Genomic DNA, 15,423 nt, shown 5'->3' on the forward strand with positions numbered 1-15,423 from the left:
TGACGCCTACGGTTCGACTTTGATCAGTTTACCATAGATCGAATTGAATGTAATCCAACCATTGATCCGGCCAATGTTATTACCGATCTGATAACGTTTGCCCTGAATGGCTTTGATGAGGTGCAGGTATTCGCTTCCATTGACTTTGCAAAGTACAATATCCCCTTTCTTAAGGTCGGCTTCTTCGACGGGGGCAACGGTGCAGAGTTGACCGGACTCAATTTTCCCTTTCATGGAATTCCCACGGGGACGGAAGGTGACCGTCTGATTATCTTTCAGTTGTTCAATATAATGAGTGGCCCAACCGATGATATTTCTCTTCTGATACTGTGAATCACGATTTTACGTGAGCGATTCATGAGAGCGGTGACGATACTTGTTTGCTCTGTTTGATTCGTTGATGACCTGGTAAACCAAGTTCGTTAATCCATTTGAAAATTGTAATGATCTCTGATGGCGAAAGATAATCAAAATCAAGCTGAAGTCTGATATAAAGGTGCGATCTCGGGTTCGTACGGACGTAGTGAATCTGCGGAGTCGGACTTCGTTCGAGAGTGACTAGATAAAGATCCTTTCCATTGTTGAACCAGAAATCAAATTCGTCGCCAGGCTGAATCGTTTCGGGAATGAAGTGTACTGGTTCGATTTTCAGATGGCCCGACTGAATTTCGCCGTTCCTGTAAATACTGCGGAACCGTCTCAGGCGTTTCTTTCTGTCACGATGGTGATAACTCATTTGTTCTGTTTCTGCGCGAGAATAGACTAGTTTGAATTATCAAATCGAACATGCGTTAATAGACCATCTTAAGGCCAGGGGGTAGGGACGTTGCCTTCCAGGGCTTTGTCTATTGCGGCGTGGAAGGCGTCGTTGTCCCACTCTTTTTTGGCGCTGACGGCGATTTCTTTTGCTTCCTGTTTACGATCGTTCACAACAAGCAGTGCGATGAGCGTGCTGATGTCGTTCGTAAATTTTTTATTGGTAAATTCCAGAATATTCGGCCCAAATTGTGGTTTTTTAGCCGGGCGTTGATTGGATTCGCGTATTTGCAGCATTAGTGCATAGGACCGTTTTGGCTCAAGATATTTGCCGCAGATTTTATATTCCTGGCCTCTAATTAAGGACGGTTCTGCCAGAAGAAAGACTTTTTTCGCGGCTGCTTTATCCTGGAGCTCTAACTGAATGAATGTGTTGACCGTGAGTGAGTTTTCATTCAGAGTGCGGTTGATCGAGGCGAATTCCTGGAACGATTTGAAGAGTTGTTTGCCATCAAGCACATTTTTGGCTGCTTGATCACGGGCTTCTCTAAGCTGATCCAGGGCAGGAGGGTAAACTTTCGCAAGGTCATGCCAGGCGTGTAACGCAAACGATAACCGAACACCAGAGAACCCGGGATTATGTTTGAGCGCGTTTTGATGAATCCAGACCTGTTTCGCCAGCGCCACTTCGTAACGTTTTGCGCGTGCATCGGCCTGGGCCTCACTGAGAATGGTCTGTGGATCCGGATTTGCAGGTGGCGTCCATTCTTCAGCAAATGTGGAGATCGGAATCAGGCACAGAATCGGAAGTAGAAATTTCATCGTTGCATCCTGTTATTTTAAATGGGAAACAGTTGAGCCGATTTTGATTCAACAGAATTGATTATATCTTTTGATCACAGAAATGATATAAACAATTGTATTCTAATATTCTCTCAACGTTTTATTTCAAACTTTTGGATGCGATGGTTATAGGCATCGACCACATACAGGTCACCCTGGCTGTCGAACGCCATGCCGTGTGGAGCATAAAACTGCCCAGGGCCGGCTCCCTGTTCCTGCACTAGACCACGTAGATACTTTCCTGCTGGCGAAAACTGTTGGACGCGTCCGTTGACTGCTGAGATCCAAAGTTGATTGTTCGGATCGATGCAGACTGCGATTGGTCCCAGGAGCCCTTTTGCCGGACGGCCTTTGAAGCCGGTAAACAGACCACCGAAACCGCCAGGCTGGTCCGCATCGCTGCCCCAGTGCTGGATTCGTTTCCCGTCGGCAGTAAACTGTTGGATCCGGCAGTTGGCGCCTTCTGTTGTCCAGACCGTTCCTTTCGAATCAAAGGCAATGAACTGCGGCCCCCCCACGCGCGAGTTTTGAGACGACTTTCCGCCAAACTCACCGGGTTGGTTCCCGTATTTTCCCCATTGAAACAGGAAATTTCCTTTCGGATCAAACACCTGGACGCGGTGGTTGGTCTGATCAGCAACATAGATGTGGCCATTCGAAGCGACTGCGATCCCGCCCGGACAGTTAAACTGTCCCGGTTTGCTTCCCGTTTCCCCCCACTGACGGATGAGTTTCCCTGCGGGAGAATAGATAGAGATGCGATCACCGATTTTATGCTTGCTCGACCCCGAAGCTACGATATGTGATAAAATCAGGTTCCCCCTTTTATCAAGAGCAAGGCCGCCCGGATTGGGCAACACAGGGAAGTGTGCCAACAGCGTTCCTTCCCGATCAAACTTTTGTATTCGATCATTCAGATGGTCCGTCACAAAAATTTCGTCAGCGGCATTAATGACGATGTCGATTGGGAAATGGAACTCACCCGGTTTTGGTCCTTGCTGGCCCCAGGTTTTCAGGAATCGAATGGTTTGAGGAGGCGGACCGCCGTACAAAAGTGTCGACTTTGGCATCAGCAATGCGGTGAGAAAGAGCAGGCATAAGCAGAACCATTTCTGCCTCCAATTGTTGGTGATCATGCTTTGATGCGAAGACGCCATGTTTGATCGTTTCTCTGAATGGTTCTGGTATTGTGAACAGAATTCATGATAACCGGTAATGATTCAGAACTCAAAAAGATTTACGACAACGCAGTTTTCTGCGGAGAAACCTGTTATCAGGGGGCTTTCTTGGGCGTAGAATAGAATAACAATCTTATTTTTCATCGAGCTGTTTATGCCTCATCACGAACCATCTGAAATTTCTGACTCAGAATCAAAGTATTCCCGTCGTTTTGCATTGGGGGCCGCGTTTTGGAGCGGACTTGCCGCCGTGCGCGGCTGGTGCGGAGCAAAGCCAGTCGAAGCAGCCGTTTCACATCCCGAACATGTAACACCGCAAACAAGGGCTGCGATTGAACGAGGTTTACGGTGGCTTGCATCTCGTCAGGTAACCGACGGCGGGTTTGGCAGACGCGGCTCTTATGCACGCAATGTCGGTGTCTGTGCACTGGCGGGGACGGCATTTCTGTCACACCGTGGGATGACGGGGCGCTATCGCCCTTCGATTCAGGCGTGCATCCGGTATCTCACCAGCAGGGCACAGAATGATGGCTTGATCGTCGAAGCAGATATCAAGACTCACGCACCACTCTACGGACATGGCTTTGCCACGCTGTTTCTCGGGCAGGTCTTCGGTGAGTCGTTCGACCCCCAAGTGCGTCATGTCTTAAAAGCAGCCACACAACTGATTTTGAATCTGCAGGACGAGCAGGGGGCCTGGTGTTACACTTCTGATCCTGAAGATGCCGACGTCTCGATTACCACCTGTCAGATGCTGGCCCTGTTTTCTGCGCGACAGGCGGGTATTGGCGTGCCCCGATCTGCCATTGATCACAGTGTTGCATTTTTACGGCGGGCACAAAATCCGGATGGCGGATTTCGCTATCGATTGAGCGATCCTCCCGAGTCACTCTTTCCCCGCTCCGCAGCAGCGGTGGTCGCGTTGACCTGTGCCGGCCTGCAGGATGAGGAAGTCGTACAACGCGGTCGTGACTATCTGCGTCAGCCGCACCCGCCGCTCGAACTCTCGCCGGGACAGCTGGCGGAGTACCATTTCTACGGTCGCTTTTACGCAACCCATGCCGCCTGGCAGGCTGGGAAAAGTGAATGGGATCGATGGTATCCGACCGTTCGCGATGAATTGCTGGCACAGCAATCACCCGAGGGGGCCTGGCACGATGCCAATATCGGCGACGAATATGCAACCGCGATGGCGCTGATTGTATTACAGTTTCCGTATCGCAATGTGCCGCTCTTGGCGATGCGATAAATTTCTTTAATAGAGCTGTGCTCTTAAATCGACGTCGTGATCCGGTTCTTTGGTTAAAAACAGATTATCGTTGAAACGATTTACAAAACCCAGGTTCACAAAGTGCGACACATAATATTGACCTGTGTCATTCGAAAAACGTCCGTTGATGTGGAAGGCCGCCGTCTGATTCTTTTTCAGGTCGAAGATTCTGCGCAGGTATGTTCCTCGCTCAGGACTGCCATGTTCCGTTTTGCTGTAGGTAAACCAGATTTCCAGATGATGTTCCTGCTGTTGAAACTGGAATGACCAGTATTGCTCCAGTTGATCAAGGCGTTTTGTGGTTTGCTGCAACCGAAAGCCTTCCCATTCGTAAGCGGTGATTTCATGCAGTAGGACTGGCGGAAGGGGGTGAGACGCGTCAGGTAGAAGCAGTTTGTGAGGGACTTTTTTTCGTTTTTCCGCTCCCGGCATGCCACGCGTTTTTTGAGTCCAAACCGTTTTAAAATGCTGAATCACGAGCATTGTATTGCAATCAGAGATCTATGAGATGAAAAAATCTTTTCTGTTTGACACAGCCGAAGCGACTCGGTTCACTGGGCACCGAGATTCACGGTTGTGTTCTGCTTTTGATTCCCCAAGTAGGGCTTCAGCTCATCCAGTCTGACTCCGGTATTTCTGGCGGGTGAAGTGAGACGCAACTGGTAATCATCCATCGAATAGCCGCCTGGGTTTTTGAATAACGGGTTGGCAAGGAGATCACCCGCTCCCCGGACACCCTGTTGAGGCGTGCCACCATACCAGAGGTTGTGGTGAAATTCAATCTGTGCGAGTGGTTCCTGGATGCTGGTTAAAGGGGCGCGGCCTGTTTGCTGAAAAATGTTGTTGATGATGCGGGACTGTTGATGGCCATTGTCTGCATCAATCATGAGCAGGGGACCCGTTGAGCCATACGCGGTGTTGTGTGCGATGAGGGTCTGCTTTAATCCACCCCCTCGTTGATAACTGCCTGAATAAATGGCGAAATGATTATCGATTAAAATATTGCCGATGATGGTGTTGTTCGAGGATGGGTTAGAATAACCACGGTAGTTTTCATTGGCGATTTGAATGCCGGACGCCGGGTGATCGAAACGGTAAAATTTCTTGTCCTTTGTCGAGTAGACCAGATTGCGACTGACCAGGGTGTTGGTAGTATTATCCAGATAAACGTTCACAGAGAAATTGTCAGAGACCGTATTTCCTTCAATGACGCCTTTGTCGGAAAGGTAGAGGCCGATCCCTTCGCCGAAGCAGCGGGAAACCCTGTTATTTCTGATCGTGATATTTTTTGAAAGCCCGGCACCCAAACCGAAGCTCCAGCTGGTATGCTGATTTCCCGCATTCATCAGGACACAGTGGGAAACGATGTTGTTTTCGAACAGAAGATCACGAACCGGATCTTCAAGACTGTTAAAACCGGCGTAGATGCTGCTGTACTGGCAGTTTTGAATCTGATTTCCGATGACATTCACGTCATGAATTCGACTTCCCGGGCCCCAGAGGCAGATCCCGTTTTTACTTGCGTTGCGCACTGTCAGCCCCTGGATCTGCACATGATGCGCGAGCACATTGATCAAGCTGGTATCGGGGGGCGTCTGGCGTCCGTCAATGATGACTTCTTCACCCGGGAAGGCGCGCAGTGTGATCAATTTTCCCGGGCGTCCGGAAAAAATCAGGTTGATGGAACGCGACTGGGGATAAGTGCCCTTGCGGAGAATCACCGCGTCTCCCGGTTGTCTTGCGTTTCGCAGCCCACATGAAATGGAGCGGAACGGTTGACTCTGTGTGCCGGGAAAGTTGTCATTCCCCGTTGTGGCGACGTAATAGTCTTTCGCAACGGAAACGTTCGAAACCAGTAGCAGGAAACTGACTGTCAGGCTGAGGCTGTTTCTAGGACTCAATGATCATCTCCATTCATTATTTATTTTTGCTCAACAGCCAGGTGATGACGTCGTTCATAAACAAGACGCTGTCTTTTCCCCAGTAGGTTGTACGGGCTGGATTTCGGGAGACACCGCTCAGACGGATTCCCTCTTGCGTACCCATCAAGCCTGCCGCCATACCTTCTGCAAGTACAATAATTTTTCCGCCCTCTTTCACTTGCTGATATGCGGCAAACGCTTCTGCCGGTTTGCCCGCCTGATCAAGTTGAAATGCAAAAGAGGTGCCTCCTGTAACCGCGCGGCCGCCACTATAGGGGAGTTCGCGATCAGACGCATTGATCAAACCTGCTTTTGCCATCGCGCCGCAGTTGTGCAGATAGGGAAGATCGTCGGTCAGTTTCATTCCAAACGGGGCAAGGATCTGATTGACTTGCGTTTGTGCAAGTGACATGCGTCGTTCTTCATCCATCACCAGCAAGAGTGCTCCCCCATTCTGAACAAACTGGATGATGGCCTGCTGCTCGTCTTTTGAGAAGGCCTTCGCAGGTCCCCGTAAATAGAGCAGGTCTACTTGTTTCAACAGATCTTCTGTTAGTGACTGACTGGAGTTTTGAACTAGAAACTTTTGTTTCTTGGACATTTCATCCAGACCGACGGCCGGTCGTTCGCCATGCATCAGGTCGTAGAGCAGGACAGGAGTGTTGGCTGCATTCTGAGCTTCCTTTTTCGCAACCGCGGGTTTGATCATCCGCATGTTGGGACTCAGCCGCGTGAACTGCAGACTGTGGAACGTGACATCGGCGTTGGTATATAACCCCACCCGATCCGTTTGAGGCAGTTTCCAGACCTCGTGCAGAGAGAGAGACTCAGGGTTGCCTTGCCAGTTGAATAAAGGGCGTCCATCCAACTCGGCAGCGATGGATGCTTTGTTTTGGTTCAGATCGACTTCGATGATAAGACGATAAGGGTGATTATTTTTTAAGGTGCCTGGTTTGCGCGTGGTCTGATTGTTCCGCGCCAGTTTGCCGTCGATCAGACCAATGCCGTGCGCTTCTCCCTGAAACAGAGACAGGTTTAACAGGCACTGACGGGAGCCGACAGGGAGTATCACTCCGATTGACTGATCTCCTGACTTTCGGGTGAATTCGATCGTGACGGAATAACTGCCGGCAACGTTCATCGGCAGCATCAGCCGAGCGTTTTTTCCGGAAACGGTTAACTGCCTGTCTGTTTTAGTCCAGTTACCAGAGATCTGAGCCAATTTGAGATCCAGCATGGGAATCAGATTCTGTCCTGCTGTTTGCGCAACAAGTGTGCTGGTTGTGAAACCAAACAGTAGCAGCGACAGCAGGGTTCTAAAGCAGACAGACATGGAGCATTCCCTTGATGAATCCGATTTTTTAGATGTGTACTAAAAGCATAACGATTTGAGTTCGGCTTTGATTGCAGCTTTTTTGAGAAAATGCAGGTATTCTGTTTTTTTAAAAAGAGAGAACGTATGCGAGGAGACTTCTGTCATAATTCAGTTTTACATGTCGTAGCAGCGCGGTTAAACTGAGTTTTTCATTTCTCTGCGGTTCTGTCTGCAGACATCGTGTCACAGGATCAATGGTTTCAACGTGCCCGAAAATCAACGTAGCGATGATCGACAGCTGATTCAGTCGGGCTATCGTTACGCCGTCTCACTTTCGCATAACAGACACGATGCCGAAGATCTGATTCAGCAGGCCTGTTTGAAGGTGTTAAGTCAACGGGGGACATTGGTCGGTAAAAGTTATCTGTTTGCGGCAATTCGAAATTTGTTTTATGACAGTTTGCGAAAACGCCAGCGGATCGAAAATGAACCACTCTCCAGTGAATCAGTGGCAGATACTGCCACTTCGCATACAAATATCGTTGAGCAAAAAATTGATCTGGCAGAAATTCTGTCATGCCTGCGCGTAGAAGAACGCGAAGTATTATTTCTGCAGGTTGTGGAAGGTTATACAGCCCAGGAGATCAGCACGCTGACACAGCAGCCGCGTGGAACGGTGTTGAGTCTGCTTTCCAGAGCCAGGCAGCGTATCCAGCAACGTTACGATCTGGATCAGATACTGGAGTCAAAATGAGTAAGCCGTCGTACGAATCCGAAATTCGAAATTTCTATACAGAAATGGAACTGGAGCCCGAAACGGTCGAACGTTTGCTGGACGCTATTCCGTTTGCCGCGGCTGCAAAACGCTGGAAACGAATTGCGATCGCGGCTTCAATAGGACTGGCGGCAATGTTGTTGCTGACTGTCAGTCTGCTGCTTTCCAGTTTCAAATCAGAATCCCGGCAGATCAGCCCGGTGGACCATCGTGAAACGGATTCCGAACAAAGTGCAGTGATTCCCGATGTGAAAAAATCCGTTTCAGCGCAGTCGGTTCAACCAGAAAAACAGCCGCTCGCTTCGCCCGTAGAATATCGGCTGGTCGCATTTCGCAGTCATAATAACCAATGTCCGCACTGTCGCGCGACGGGGCAGGTCTTTCGAGAATTGACGGAATCGCTGGATGAGCCGACGATTGAAACGCAGGAATTTGATTTGAGCGACCCTGCCGCACGCGCGGAGACACAACAGCGAATTGAGGAATGGAAACTGAATCCGATTATTGATGGACGCAGTGAAACTGCATTTATCGCCTTGACTGATGCGAACGGACGCATGATCCAGGAATTCAAACCTTCTCAAGGAACTGGTGGGATCGCAAAACAGATTCGAAAAATACTCGATCGATAGGATCGCACGTTCCGTTTTTCAGAATGGCGCATTATGCAAATTTTATCAGATATCAATACCGCATTTGAGCTGGAAGAGCAGCAGCCTCAAATTGCCTTTTTGCCAATCGGGGCAACCGAACAGCATTCGCGTCATTTGCCGCTGGCGACGGATACGATTCTGGCCAATCAACTCTCCAGAACGATTCTGGAGCAGCTCGACTGGCCCGGTTCAGTCTTTTTGCTGCCCACGCTCCCTGTATCTTCTTCCGAAGAGAATACCGGCTACCGCGGGACGATCAGTTTTACTCCGCTTACGATGCGATCCATTATTCGAGATATCTGGGACTCACTGTCTCAATCCGGGATTCAGAAATTGATTGTCTGCCCCTGGCATGGAGGAAATTTTATTCTCAAACCGATCATTCGGGAATTGAATTGTGAGAAACAACTGTGCCATCTGTTTTATCTCAATCCCTGGGAGCAGGTCCCTCAATCTGTCTATGAGCAGTTTGCTCATGGGTTCGAAGTGCACTGTGGCGATGTCGAAACTTCGTTAATGTTAGCGCTTTGTCCCGAACATGTGAAAGAAGAACGAGTCGATAATCCCACTCCCCATTTTAAAGCGCCCCTGCAGGACATGTGGTCGATGAAAACGCTCTCTAGCGGAGAAGGGCACACGGGGCATCCGACACAGGCGACCGCGGCCAAAGGCGAAGTCTTTAAACAGGCGGTCATAGAGCACTCGGTTCGCTATCTGCAGGAGTTGCTGGAGCTGTCACAACAGTACCCGACGTATTAGGAATTTTCAATTTTCAAAATTAATCTCAAGTTTTCTGAAATAAAACAGATCCCTCGCGCATCATAAAAAATATGAGAATGTTTCAAAAACAGGCGAACCGTTTTCTTGATCACGCCTCTATGTAGGCAGACCGTTTATAAAACACCGAACACTTTTTAAAACTACGGGATTTCATCTTCCATGTTTGTTTATCTGCTTTCAACCAATTTCGAAGCCAATGCGAAAAGCGATTTGAATGCCGGCCTCCCGGCTGAAACATTGCTCATGCTCGGGTTGCGCTGTTGACATCTGGTTGAATTGGAGAACCTTTCAATCACCCGGTGTCGCAAGGCAGCGGGTTTTTTCGTGTCTTTCGCAAACAGCGAAATTAATTTTACAACATCTTTGTACTGCTTTGATCGCTCTGCGATCGGGGTACGTACTTGACTCGGCCCGTTCAACTTCTGGTGAGGTTACCGGCCTTTCACGTCGGGTAGGTTGGGTTCGAATCCCACACGGGTCACTTTCGTTTTTGATTAAGGAGTTAATGTCATGGATTCTGTATTTCATTCTAAACGCACGGCCCCCGTCTCCTTTCGGGGTCGTGGTGTAATGGCAGCATTACTGGCTTTTAACCAGTCAGGTGGGGGTTCGAGTCCCTCCGACCTCATTTTGAAATTCGAATAAAACTCGGCCTCGGTCGTCTAAGTTGGTAAGACATCGCACTTGTAATGCGACAACGTAGGTTCGACTCCCACCGGAGGCTCTTTGGTAATTTTGAAAATAGGAAAACCAATCAGCGCCCATGATGTAACGGCAGCCTACTGTCTTGCCATGGCGGAAGTGCGGGTTCGACTCCCGCTGGGCGCTCTTAATTTTAACAGGGTGTGGGGAAGTCTGGCTAACCCGCGTGTTTTGGAAGCACGAGACCACTGGTTCAAATCCAGTCACCCTGACTCCGCGAATCGCGGGATGAGAAAAGAGAAAATCAATAATGCGGTGGTACTCGTGTTGGTACGGGTGGGCGACTGTTAATCGCTTTGACGCAGGTTCGATTCCTGCCACCGCAGCTTGAGGGAAAGGAGCGATTTTTTCCCAAACAGACGCCTCTGGTGTAACGGCAGCATTACCGGTTCCAACCCGGTGGATCAGGGTTCAAATCCTTGGGGGCGTGCTTAGTAGATTTAATCCGGCTCGGTAGGCAACTGGCAGACCACTTTGGTTTAGAACCAAAGATGCTGTGGGTTCGAATCCCACTCGAGCTACTGAAAACAATACGTCCTCGCGGAGCAGTCCGGAGTGCTCGTCTGCCTGTCACGCAGAAGGTCGTGGGTTCAAATCCCATCGGGGACGCTTAAATCCGGCGCGGTATGCAAACTGGTAAAGCAACGAAACTTAAAATTTCGTGATTGTCTGCGGGTTCGACTCCCGCCCGCGCTACTGACACCTTTCATAAACTGCGTTGGCTGGGCATTGGCGAGCCCAAGTGGCTGTAACCCACCCGCTTCACGCTGTGGCGGTTCAACTCCGTCCCAACGCACTTTGAAATATGGCCAAGTGGCGAAACTGGTAGACGCGCGACTCTCAGAAAGTCGTTCCCACGGGGATTGCGAGTTCGAATCTCGCCTTGGCTACTTTTTTGACGCAGAGGGGCAGGTGCCCAGCCGACTCTCATAAGGTTGGACCACCCGGATCGTTACCGGGCTCTGCTATTTTTTTTCGCGGTTTATTATTTTAAGGGCTGGCATGTACCTTGGGGGCGACTGACTTTTGCAAAGTCGGTGTGTTGGGTTCGATTCCCATCCGGTCCACTTTTTTATTAATGTTAATTGCTTCTGATCAAGAGGGCGGAGGAAATCATGAGACGGATCATCCAATTGAGAAACTTTCTCAGCAAAGCAGAATGCACCGCGCTCATCGAGCGCCTGGAATCAGAGGGCTTTCGGGAACAACTCTCGGGAGATCGTGACCGGGTGGTGCGCGCCCGCTGTGTCTTTGAAGATCGGGAACTGGCGCAGTCTTACTGGGAACGCATTCAATCTCATGTGCCGGACTTGTCCGACACTTATACCGACGGTTTCAGTCCCTATCCGCACCTGCATGCGCCTGTGGAGCAATTTCAATCGTGTGGCTTGAATGAAGTCTTGCGCTGTTACAAATATCTCCCCGGCGAGCAATTCCGGCGGCATGAAGACTTTGCGTTTGAGTGGAGTGAAACACGCCGAACATTTTACACGGTTCTGTTTTATCTCAATGATGCGTATACCGGCGGGGAAACAACCTTTGATCATACCATGGTCACTCCGGAAACCGGTCTGGCTGTTGTGTTTCCTCACGAACTGTATCATTGCGGAAACCGAGTTGAAACAGGCGTCAAGTATGCGCTGCGTTCCGATGTGATTTTTGAGGTACTAGCAACCTAAATGAGTGTTCGCAGATTGTTGAAGAGATGCTTTGATATCTTACGGGTGCAAAAAATGAATATATAAGAACTTGGAATAGGATGAAAAATGCGAGTCACACGCGAACTGGATCTGAGAAAACTGAACAGCGCGACGAAATATCCTTCAATCCCCACTTATCACACACTGGGTGAGCGGGGCGCGCTGTTGGAAGATACTGTTGAATTCGACGGTCAGGATTTGATTGCCACGGAAAAGGTGGATGGTACGAACAGCCGGATCATCCTGATGCCGGATGGTTTCTATCTGATCGGCAGTCGGGAAGAACTGCTGCATGCGCGGGGCGATCTGATTCACAATCCTGCACTGGGCATTGTAGAAACGCTGAAGCAGACAGCAGAGCGCATTGTCTCTGCTTTCTCAACTCCAGCAGATGTGATCACCGTCGTGTATCTGGAAACCTATGGTGGCAAAACGACGGCTGCAGCGAAGCAGTACACAAGTAAACGGGAATTCGGTTATCGGGTTTTCGATGTGAGTCGAGTTTCTGTGGAGCATCTCGATGCCAATCTGGAAGCGATTGCTGCCTGGCGTGAGAATGCCGGTCAGACGTTTCTGAATGAACGGGAACTGTCCGAGTTGGCGAGGACGCTGCAAATGGAGCTAACGCCTCGAATTCCAATTCGGGAAACACTGCCCATTACGATTGACGAGACGCATGCATGGTTGCAATCCATGATTCCCGCTACTTTAGTGTCGCTGGATGCCAAAGCAGGCGGGAAGCCGGAAGGTCTGGTCGTGCGTACTTCCGATCGAAGTCGGATCGCAAAAATCCGTTTCGAAGATTACGCGCGTCATCAGAAACGTGAAGCCCGAAAAAAGGGCTCTTAAACAGAAATCCCCTGCTGACAGGATACCGTCGGCAGGGGAGATTTTGTCTTAGACTCTGATTATTCAGGATGCTTTCAACGCATCCCGCACACCGGCTGCATACGCCGGATCGACCAACTCAAAATGTTTGAGCTGGCGGTCGATGATTTCCTGTGGCACGCCCTGCATCGCGGCGGCGATGTTGGAGAAGAGTCGGGCTTGCTGGCCGTCGTCGAATAACTGGAACAGTGCGCGGGGTTGAGAATAGTCGTCGTTGCCTTCGCGATGATCGTAGCGGGCGGCGTCGCCCGAAATTTTTAACGGCGGTTCGGCGACATCCGGGTTTTCTACGGGACCATTGAAGGAGTTGGGTTCGTAATAGGCGTCGACGGGACAGCCGTTCGATTTGAAGTGCATCGCACCATCTTTGTGATAATGATGCACGGGGCACTTGGGTTCGTTGACGGGTAACGCTTCGTAGTGGGTTCCCAGACGGTGCCGATGCGCGTCGGCGTAGGAGAAGACGCGGGCCTGCAGCATCTTGTCGGGAGAAAAGCCGATACCGGGAACCGTATTCGAAGGCGAGAAGGCGGCCTGCTCGATTTCCGCGAAATAGTTTTCCGGGTTGCGATTCAATTCCATAGTGCCGACATCGATACAGGGGTAATCGCTGTGCGGCCAGACTTTGGTCAGGTCAAACGGATTATAAGGTGTCTGGTCCGCATCGCTTTCCGGCATGATTTGCACCTGGAACTTCCATTTTGGGAATTCGCCTTTTTCGATGGCGTAAAACAGATCTTCCTGCGTGCTTTCGCGCGTCTTGCCGACAACCTGTTCGGCTTCTGTGTTCGTCCAGTGCTTGTGTCCCTGCTGAGTTTTGAAGTGGAACTTGACCCAGAAGCGTTCGTCCTTTTCATTAATAAAACTGTAGGTGTGGCTGCCGTAGCCGTTCATATTTCGCACGCCGACGGGCAAGCCGCGGTCGGAAAACAGGATTGTGACCTGGTGCAGTGATTCCGGCGAGAGCGACCAGAAGTCCCACATCGCGGTGGGAGACCGCAGGTTGGTTTTGGGATGGCGTTTCTGAGTGTGAATGAAGTCGGGGAATTTATAAGCATCTCGGATGAAGAAGACCGGCGTATTGTTGCCGACCAGATCCCAGTTGCCTTCTTCGGTGTAGAATTTGAGCGCGAAGCCGCGCACGTCGCGTTCGGCATCGGCGGCACCCGCTTCGCCGGCAACGGTGGAAAAGCGGGCAATCATGTCGGTTCGGATTCCGGGTTGCAGCGCTTTGGCTTTCGTGTATTTACTGATGTCGTGTTCGATCGTCAATGTACCATGCGCCCCAGCCTTTGGCATGCACGACGCGTTCGGCGATCCGTTCTCGGTTTTGATGCGCGAGCTTTTCTAGCAACTGATAATCTTGCAGCAGAACAGGACCACGTGGGCCGGCGGTCAAAGAATTCTGATTATCGGCGATGGGGGCACCACCTGTGGTGGTGAGCGTTGGTTTCTTGGTCATGGTCTCTGCTCCTTGAATATGCTTCAGATATCGCGTCATCCTGGCGGACGAAGATTGGAATCGGATCGGACTGATTATAGTGTATCGGTCAAATGTTCGTTGTGAATGAACTATAGAGGGCAAGATTGAAGATGTCTAATGCATTCTTTAGATAGGTGTCATACCCTCAAGGCATAGTGGACCAGACGCACTGTCTCTGAAAGCAAAGGGGGGAGTTCTATCTGTGACTCAAAAAATCGAAGTCATTTCTGCTGTTTTTTGCGTTTTTGCGTATAAACGCGCAAGCGGTCTTTGAAGGTTTCCAGCAGTTGGCTTTGAAAGCGGTAGGGATTCCACATCACGGCGATTTTGCGGATCGGTTTGGTTCCACTCAACGAGCGATAGATGCGGCGGTTGGTTTCGTCCCGCTCGCGTGCCATTTGCGGGACCATCGAAATGCCATGAGAAAGCGAGACGAGTTCCTGGACCATTGCCAGTTGACTGGTGTGTTCGACGGCCACGGGATGATACGAACGCTGGCGGCAGAAAGAAACGATATTATCAGACAGGCAGTGCGCTTCATCCAGCAGGACGAATGGAAACGGCTTGATGTCGGCCAGGCGGATTTGCGTTTTCTCAACCAGGGGATGCTCCGGCGGCATTACTAACAGGAGTTCTTCCTGAAACAGTTCTTCTACTTCCAGGTAGCGGGCAGGGACCGGTAACGCGAGAATCGCCAGATCGATTTCTCCCTGCGTACAACTATGGAGCAGCTTGTCGGTGGTTTCTTCCTGAACGATCAGGGTGGCCTCGGGGAATTCGGCAGAGAACTGGCGAAGAAAATCGGGCAGGAAGTAAGGGGCGATGGTGGGGATGGCGCCGACGCGAATCTGGCCTGTATGGCCATCGTCTGAGATTTCGGCTTTGGTGTCTTCGATGAGCGTCAAAATCTGTTGCGCGCGAGACTGTAAAAGTACGCCTGCATCGGTCAATGCGAGAGAACGCGTTTTTCGTTCAAAGACGGGTTGCCCCAGTTCATCCTCCAGTTTTTGGATCGAACGGCTCAAAGCAGGCTGGGAAATCATTAATTCTTCGGATGCCCGGGTAAAATTCCCGCGTTCGGCGACACGGAGAAAATAGCGTAGCTGGTCGACTTCCATTGAAGGTTCCTCTGTAATATGTGATGCATCTAGATTATAG

Annotated in this window: 13 protein-coding genes, 11 tRNA genes and 1 pseudogene; 17 read left to right on the forward strand and 8 right to left on the reverse strand. The window is 50.3% G+C overall.

Annotation, left to right across the window (positions count from 1 at the left end):
- Window positions 1-6: 6 nt before the first annotated feature.
- The 3 genes from Pan241w_RS09245 to Pan241w_RS09255 all read right to left on the reverse strand — a co-directional run bounded on the left by Pan241w_RS09245 (window position 7) and on the right by Pan241w_RS09255 (window position 2,756).
- Window positions 7-312: a S24 family peptidase gene (locus tag Pan241w_RS09245; RefSeq protein ID WP_315940513.1), complete on the reverse strand. Its 306-nt coding sequence runs from the start codon at window positions 310-312 to the stop codon at window positions 7-9.
- Between the two features lie 492 nt (window positions 313-804).
- Complete coding sequence (locus Pan241w_RS09250) at window positions 805-1,578, reverse strand: hypothetical protein (protein ID WP_145214172.1); 774 nt, start codon at window positions 1,576-1,578, stop codon at window positions 805-807.
- 113 nt (window positions 1,579-1,691) lie between these two features.
- Complete coding sequence (locus Pan241w_RS09255) at window positions 1,692-2,756, reverse strand: NHL repeat-containing protein (protein WP_232107395.1); 1,065 nt, start codon at window positions 2,754-2,756, stop codon at window positions 1,692-1,694.
- A 175-nt stretch (window positions 2,757-2,931) separates the two neighbouring features.
- Here Pan241w_RS09255 and Pan241w_RS09260 point away from each other — a divergent pair, with 175 nt between their 5' ends.
- Window positions 2,932-4,026, forward strand: a complete 1,095-nt coding sequence (locus tag Pan241w_RS09260) for a prenyltransferase/squalene oxidase repeat-containing protein (protein WP_145214175.1) — start codon at window positions 2,932-2,934, stop codon at window positions 4,024-4,026.
- Window positions 4,027-4,032: 6 nt separating this feature from the next.
- Here Pan241w_RS09260 and Pan241w_RS09265 read toward each other — a convergent pair whose 3' ends face one another.
- From Pan241w_RS09265 to Pan241w_RS09275, 3 genes are all read right to left on the reverse strand, one after another.
- Complete coding sequence (locus tag Pan241w_RS09265; protein WP_198000428.1) at window positions 4,033-4,530, reverse strand: hypothetical protein; 498 nt, start codon at window positions 4,528-4,530, stop codon at window positions 4,033-4,035.
- Window positions 4,531-4,598: 68 nt separating this feature from the next.
- The gene (locus Pan241w_RS09270; protein ID WP_145214182.1) at window positions 4,599-5,948 is read right to left on the reverse strand and encodes a right-handed parallel beta-helix repeat-containing protein; all 1,350 of its coding nucleotides are present in this window, start codon (window positions 5,946-5,948) and stop codon (window positions 4,599-4,601) included.
- 16 nt (window positions 5,949-5,964) lie between these two features.
- Entirely contained in the window at window positions 5,965-7,302 is a 1,338-nt protein-coding gene (locus Pan241w_RS09275; RefSeq protein WP_145214185.1) for a Gldg family protein, read from the reverse strand.
- A gap of 247 nt (window positions 7,303-7,549) precedes the next feature.
- Between Pan241w_RS09275 and Pan241w_RS09280 the strand changes: the two genes are divergently transcribed.
- The 16 genes from Pan241w_RS09280 (at window position 7,550) to Pan241w_RS09350 (ending at window position 12,743) form a co-directional block, all read left to right on the forward strand.
- Window positions 7,550-8,038: an RNA polymerase sigma factor gene (locus Pan241w_RS09280; protein WP_198000429.1), complete on the forward strand. Its 489-nt coding sequence runs from the start codon at window positions 7,550-7,552 to the stop codon at window positions 8,036-8,038.
- Window positions 8,035-8,691, forward strand: a complete 657-nt coding sequence (locus tag Pan241w_RS09285; protein ID WP_145214191.1) for a hypothetical protein — start codon at window positions 8,035-8,037, stop codon at window positions 8,689-8,691. The genes Pan241w_RS09280 and Pan241w_RS09285 overlap by 4 nt, the downstream gene beginning before the upstream one ends.
- Window positions 8,692-8,724: 33 nt before the next feature.
- Entirely contained in the window at window positions 8,725-9,471 is a 747-nt protein-coding gene (locus tag Pan241w_RS09290; RefSeq protein ID WP_145214194.1) for a creatininase family protein, read from the forward strand.
- Between the two features lie 429 nt (window positions 9,472-9,900).
- Window positions 9,901-9,973, forward strand: a tRNA-Glu gene (locus Pan241w_RS29345).
- 75 nt (window positions 9,974-10,048) lie between these two features.
- Window positions 10,049-10,120 (forward strand) — tRNA-Lys (locus Pan241w_RS09295).
- A 23-nt stretch (window positions 10,121-10,143) separates the two neighbouring features.
- Window positions 10,144-10,216, forward strand: a tRNA-Thr gene (locus Pan241w_RS09300).
- Between the two features lie 33 nt (window positions 10,217-10,249).
- Window positions 10,250-10,320, forward strand: a tRNA-Gly gene (locus tag Pan241w_RS09305).
- Between the two features lie 11 nt (window positions 10,321-10,331).
- Window positions 10,332-10,406: transfer RNA gene (locus Pan241w_RS09310), tRNA-Pro, on the forward strand.
- Window positions 10,407-10,445: 39 nt separating this feature from the next.
- A tRNA-Asn gene (locus Pan241w_RS09315) sits at window positions 10,446-10,520 on the forward strand.
- 33 nt (window positions 10,521-10,553) lie between these two features.
- Window positions 10,554-10,624 (forward strand) — tRNA-Trp (locus Pan241w_RS09320).
- Between the two features lie 17 nt (window positions 10,625-10,641).
- Window positions 10,642-10,715 (forward strand) — tRNA-Leu (locus Pan241w_RS09325).
- Between the two features lie 13 nt (window positions 10,716-10,728).
- A tRNA-Asp gene (locus Pan241w_RS09330) sits at window positions 10,729-10,803 on the forward strand.
- A gap of 9 nt (window positions 10,804-10,812) precedes the next feature.
- A tRNA-Leu gene (locus tag Pan241w_RS09335) sits at window positions 10,813-10,890 on the forward strand.
- A 111-nt stretch (window positions 10,891-11,001) separates the two neighbouring features.
- Window positions 11,002-11,084: transfer RNA gene (locus Pan241w_RS09340), tRNA-Leu, on the forward strand.
- A 225-nt stretch (window positions 11,085-11,309) separates the two neighbouring features.
- Window positions 11,310-11,873 (forward strand): 2OG-Fe(II) oxygenase, encoded by a 564-nt coding sequence (locus Pan241w_RS09345; protein ID WP_145214197.1) that lies wholly within the window; start codon window positions 11,310-11,312, stop codon window positions 11,871-11,873.
- Window positions 11,874-11,960: 87 nt separating this feature from the next.
- A complete protein-coding gene (locus Pan241w_RS09350; protein ID WP_145214200.1) occupies window positions 11,961-12,743 on the forward strand; it encodes an RNA ligase family protein in 783 nt (260 codons plus the stop codon).
- 63 nt (window positions 12,744-12,806) lie between these two features.
- Here Pan241w_RS09350 and Pan241w_RS09355 read toward each other — a convergent pair.
- Both Pan241w_RS09355 and Pan241w_RS09360 read right to left on the reverse strand, forming a co-directional pair.
- Window positions 12,807-14,244: pseudogene (locus Pan241w_RS09355) on the reverse strand (catalase).
- Between the two features lie 242 nt (window positions 14,245-14,486).
- Complete coding sequence (locus Pan241w_RS09360) at window positions 14,487-15,383, reverse strand: LysR family transcriptional regulator (protein WP_145214203.1); 897 nt, start codon at window positions 15,381-15,383, stop codon at window positions 14,487-14,489.
- Window positions 15,384-15,423 lie beyond the last annotated feature (40 nt).

Source organism: Gimesia alba, from assembly GCF_007744675.1.
GTDB lineage: Bacteria > Planctomycetota > Planctomycetia > Planctomycetales > Planctomycetaceae > Gimesia > Gimesia alba.

Bases quoted from the DNA above. Each gene is read 5' to 3' on its own strand.
- Pan241w_RS09360 (WP_145214203.1), bottom strand. From the start codon at position 15,383: ATGGAAGTCGACCAGCTACGCTATTTTCTCCGTGTCGCCGAACGCGGG.
- Pan241w_RS09350 (WP_145214200.1), top strand. From the start codon at position 11,961: ATGCGAGTCACACGCGAACTGGATCTGAGAAAACTGAACAGCGCGACG.
- Pan241w_RS09345 (WP_145214197.1), top strand. From the start codon at position 11,310: ATGAGACGGATCATCCAATTGAGAAACTTTCTCAGCAAAGCAGAATGC.
- Pan241w_RS09285 (WP_145214191.1), top strand. From the start codon at position 8,035: ATGAGTAAGCCGTCGTACGAATCCGAAATTCGAAATTTCTATACAGAA.
- Pan241w_RS09265 (WP_198000428.1), bottom strand. From the start codon at position 4,530: ATGCTCGTGATTCAGCATTTTAAAACGGTTTGGACTCAAAAAACGCGT.
- Pan241w_RS09290 (WP_145214194.1), top strand. From the start codon at position 8,725: ATGCAAATTTTATCAGATATCAATACCGCATTTGAGCTGGAAGAGCAG.
- Pan241w_RS09260 (WP_145214175.1), top strand. From the start codon at position 2,932: ATGCCTCATCACGAACCATCTGAAATTTCTGACTCAGAATCAAAGTAT.
- Pan241w_RS09275 (WP_145214185.1), bottom strand. From the start codon at position 7,302: ATGTCTGTCTGCTTTAGAACCCTGCTGTCGCTGCTACTGTTTGGTTTC.
- Pan241w_RS09255 (WP_232107395.1), bottom strand. From the start codon at position 2,756: ATGGCGTCTTCGCATCAAAGCATGATCACCAACAATTGGAGGCAGAAA.
- Pan241w_RS09250 (WP_145214172.1), bottom strand. From the start codon at position 1,578: ATGAAATTTCTACTTCCGATTCTGTGCCTGATTCCGATCTCCACATTT.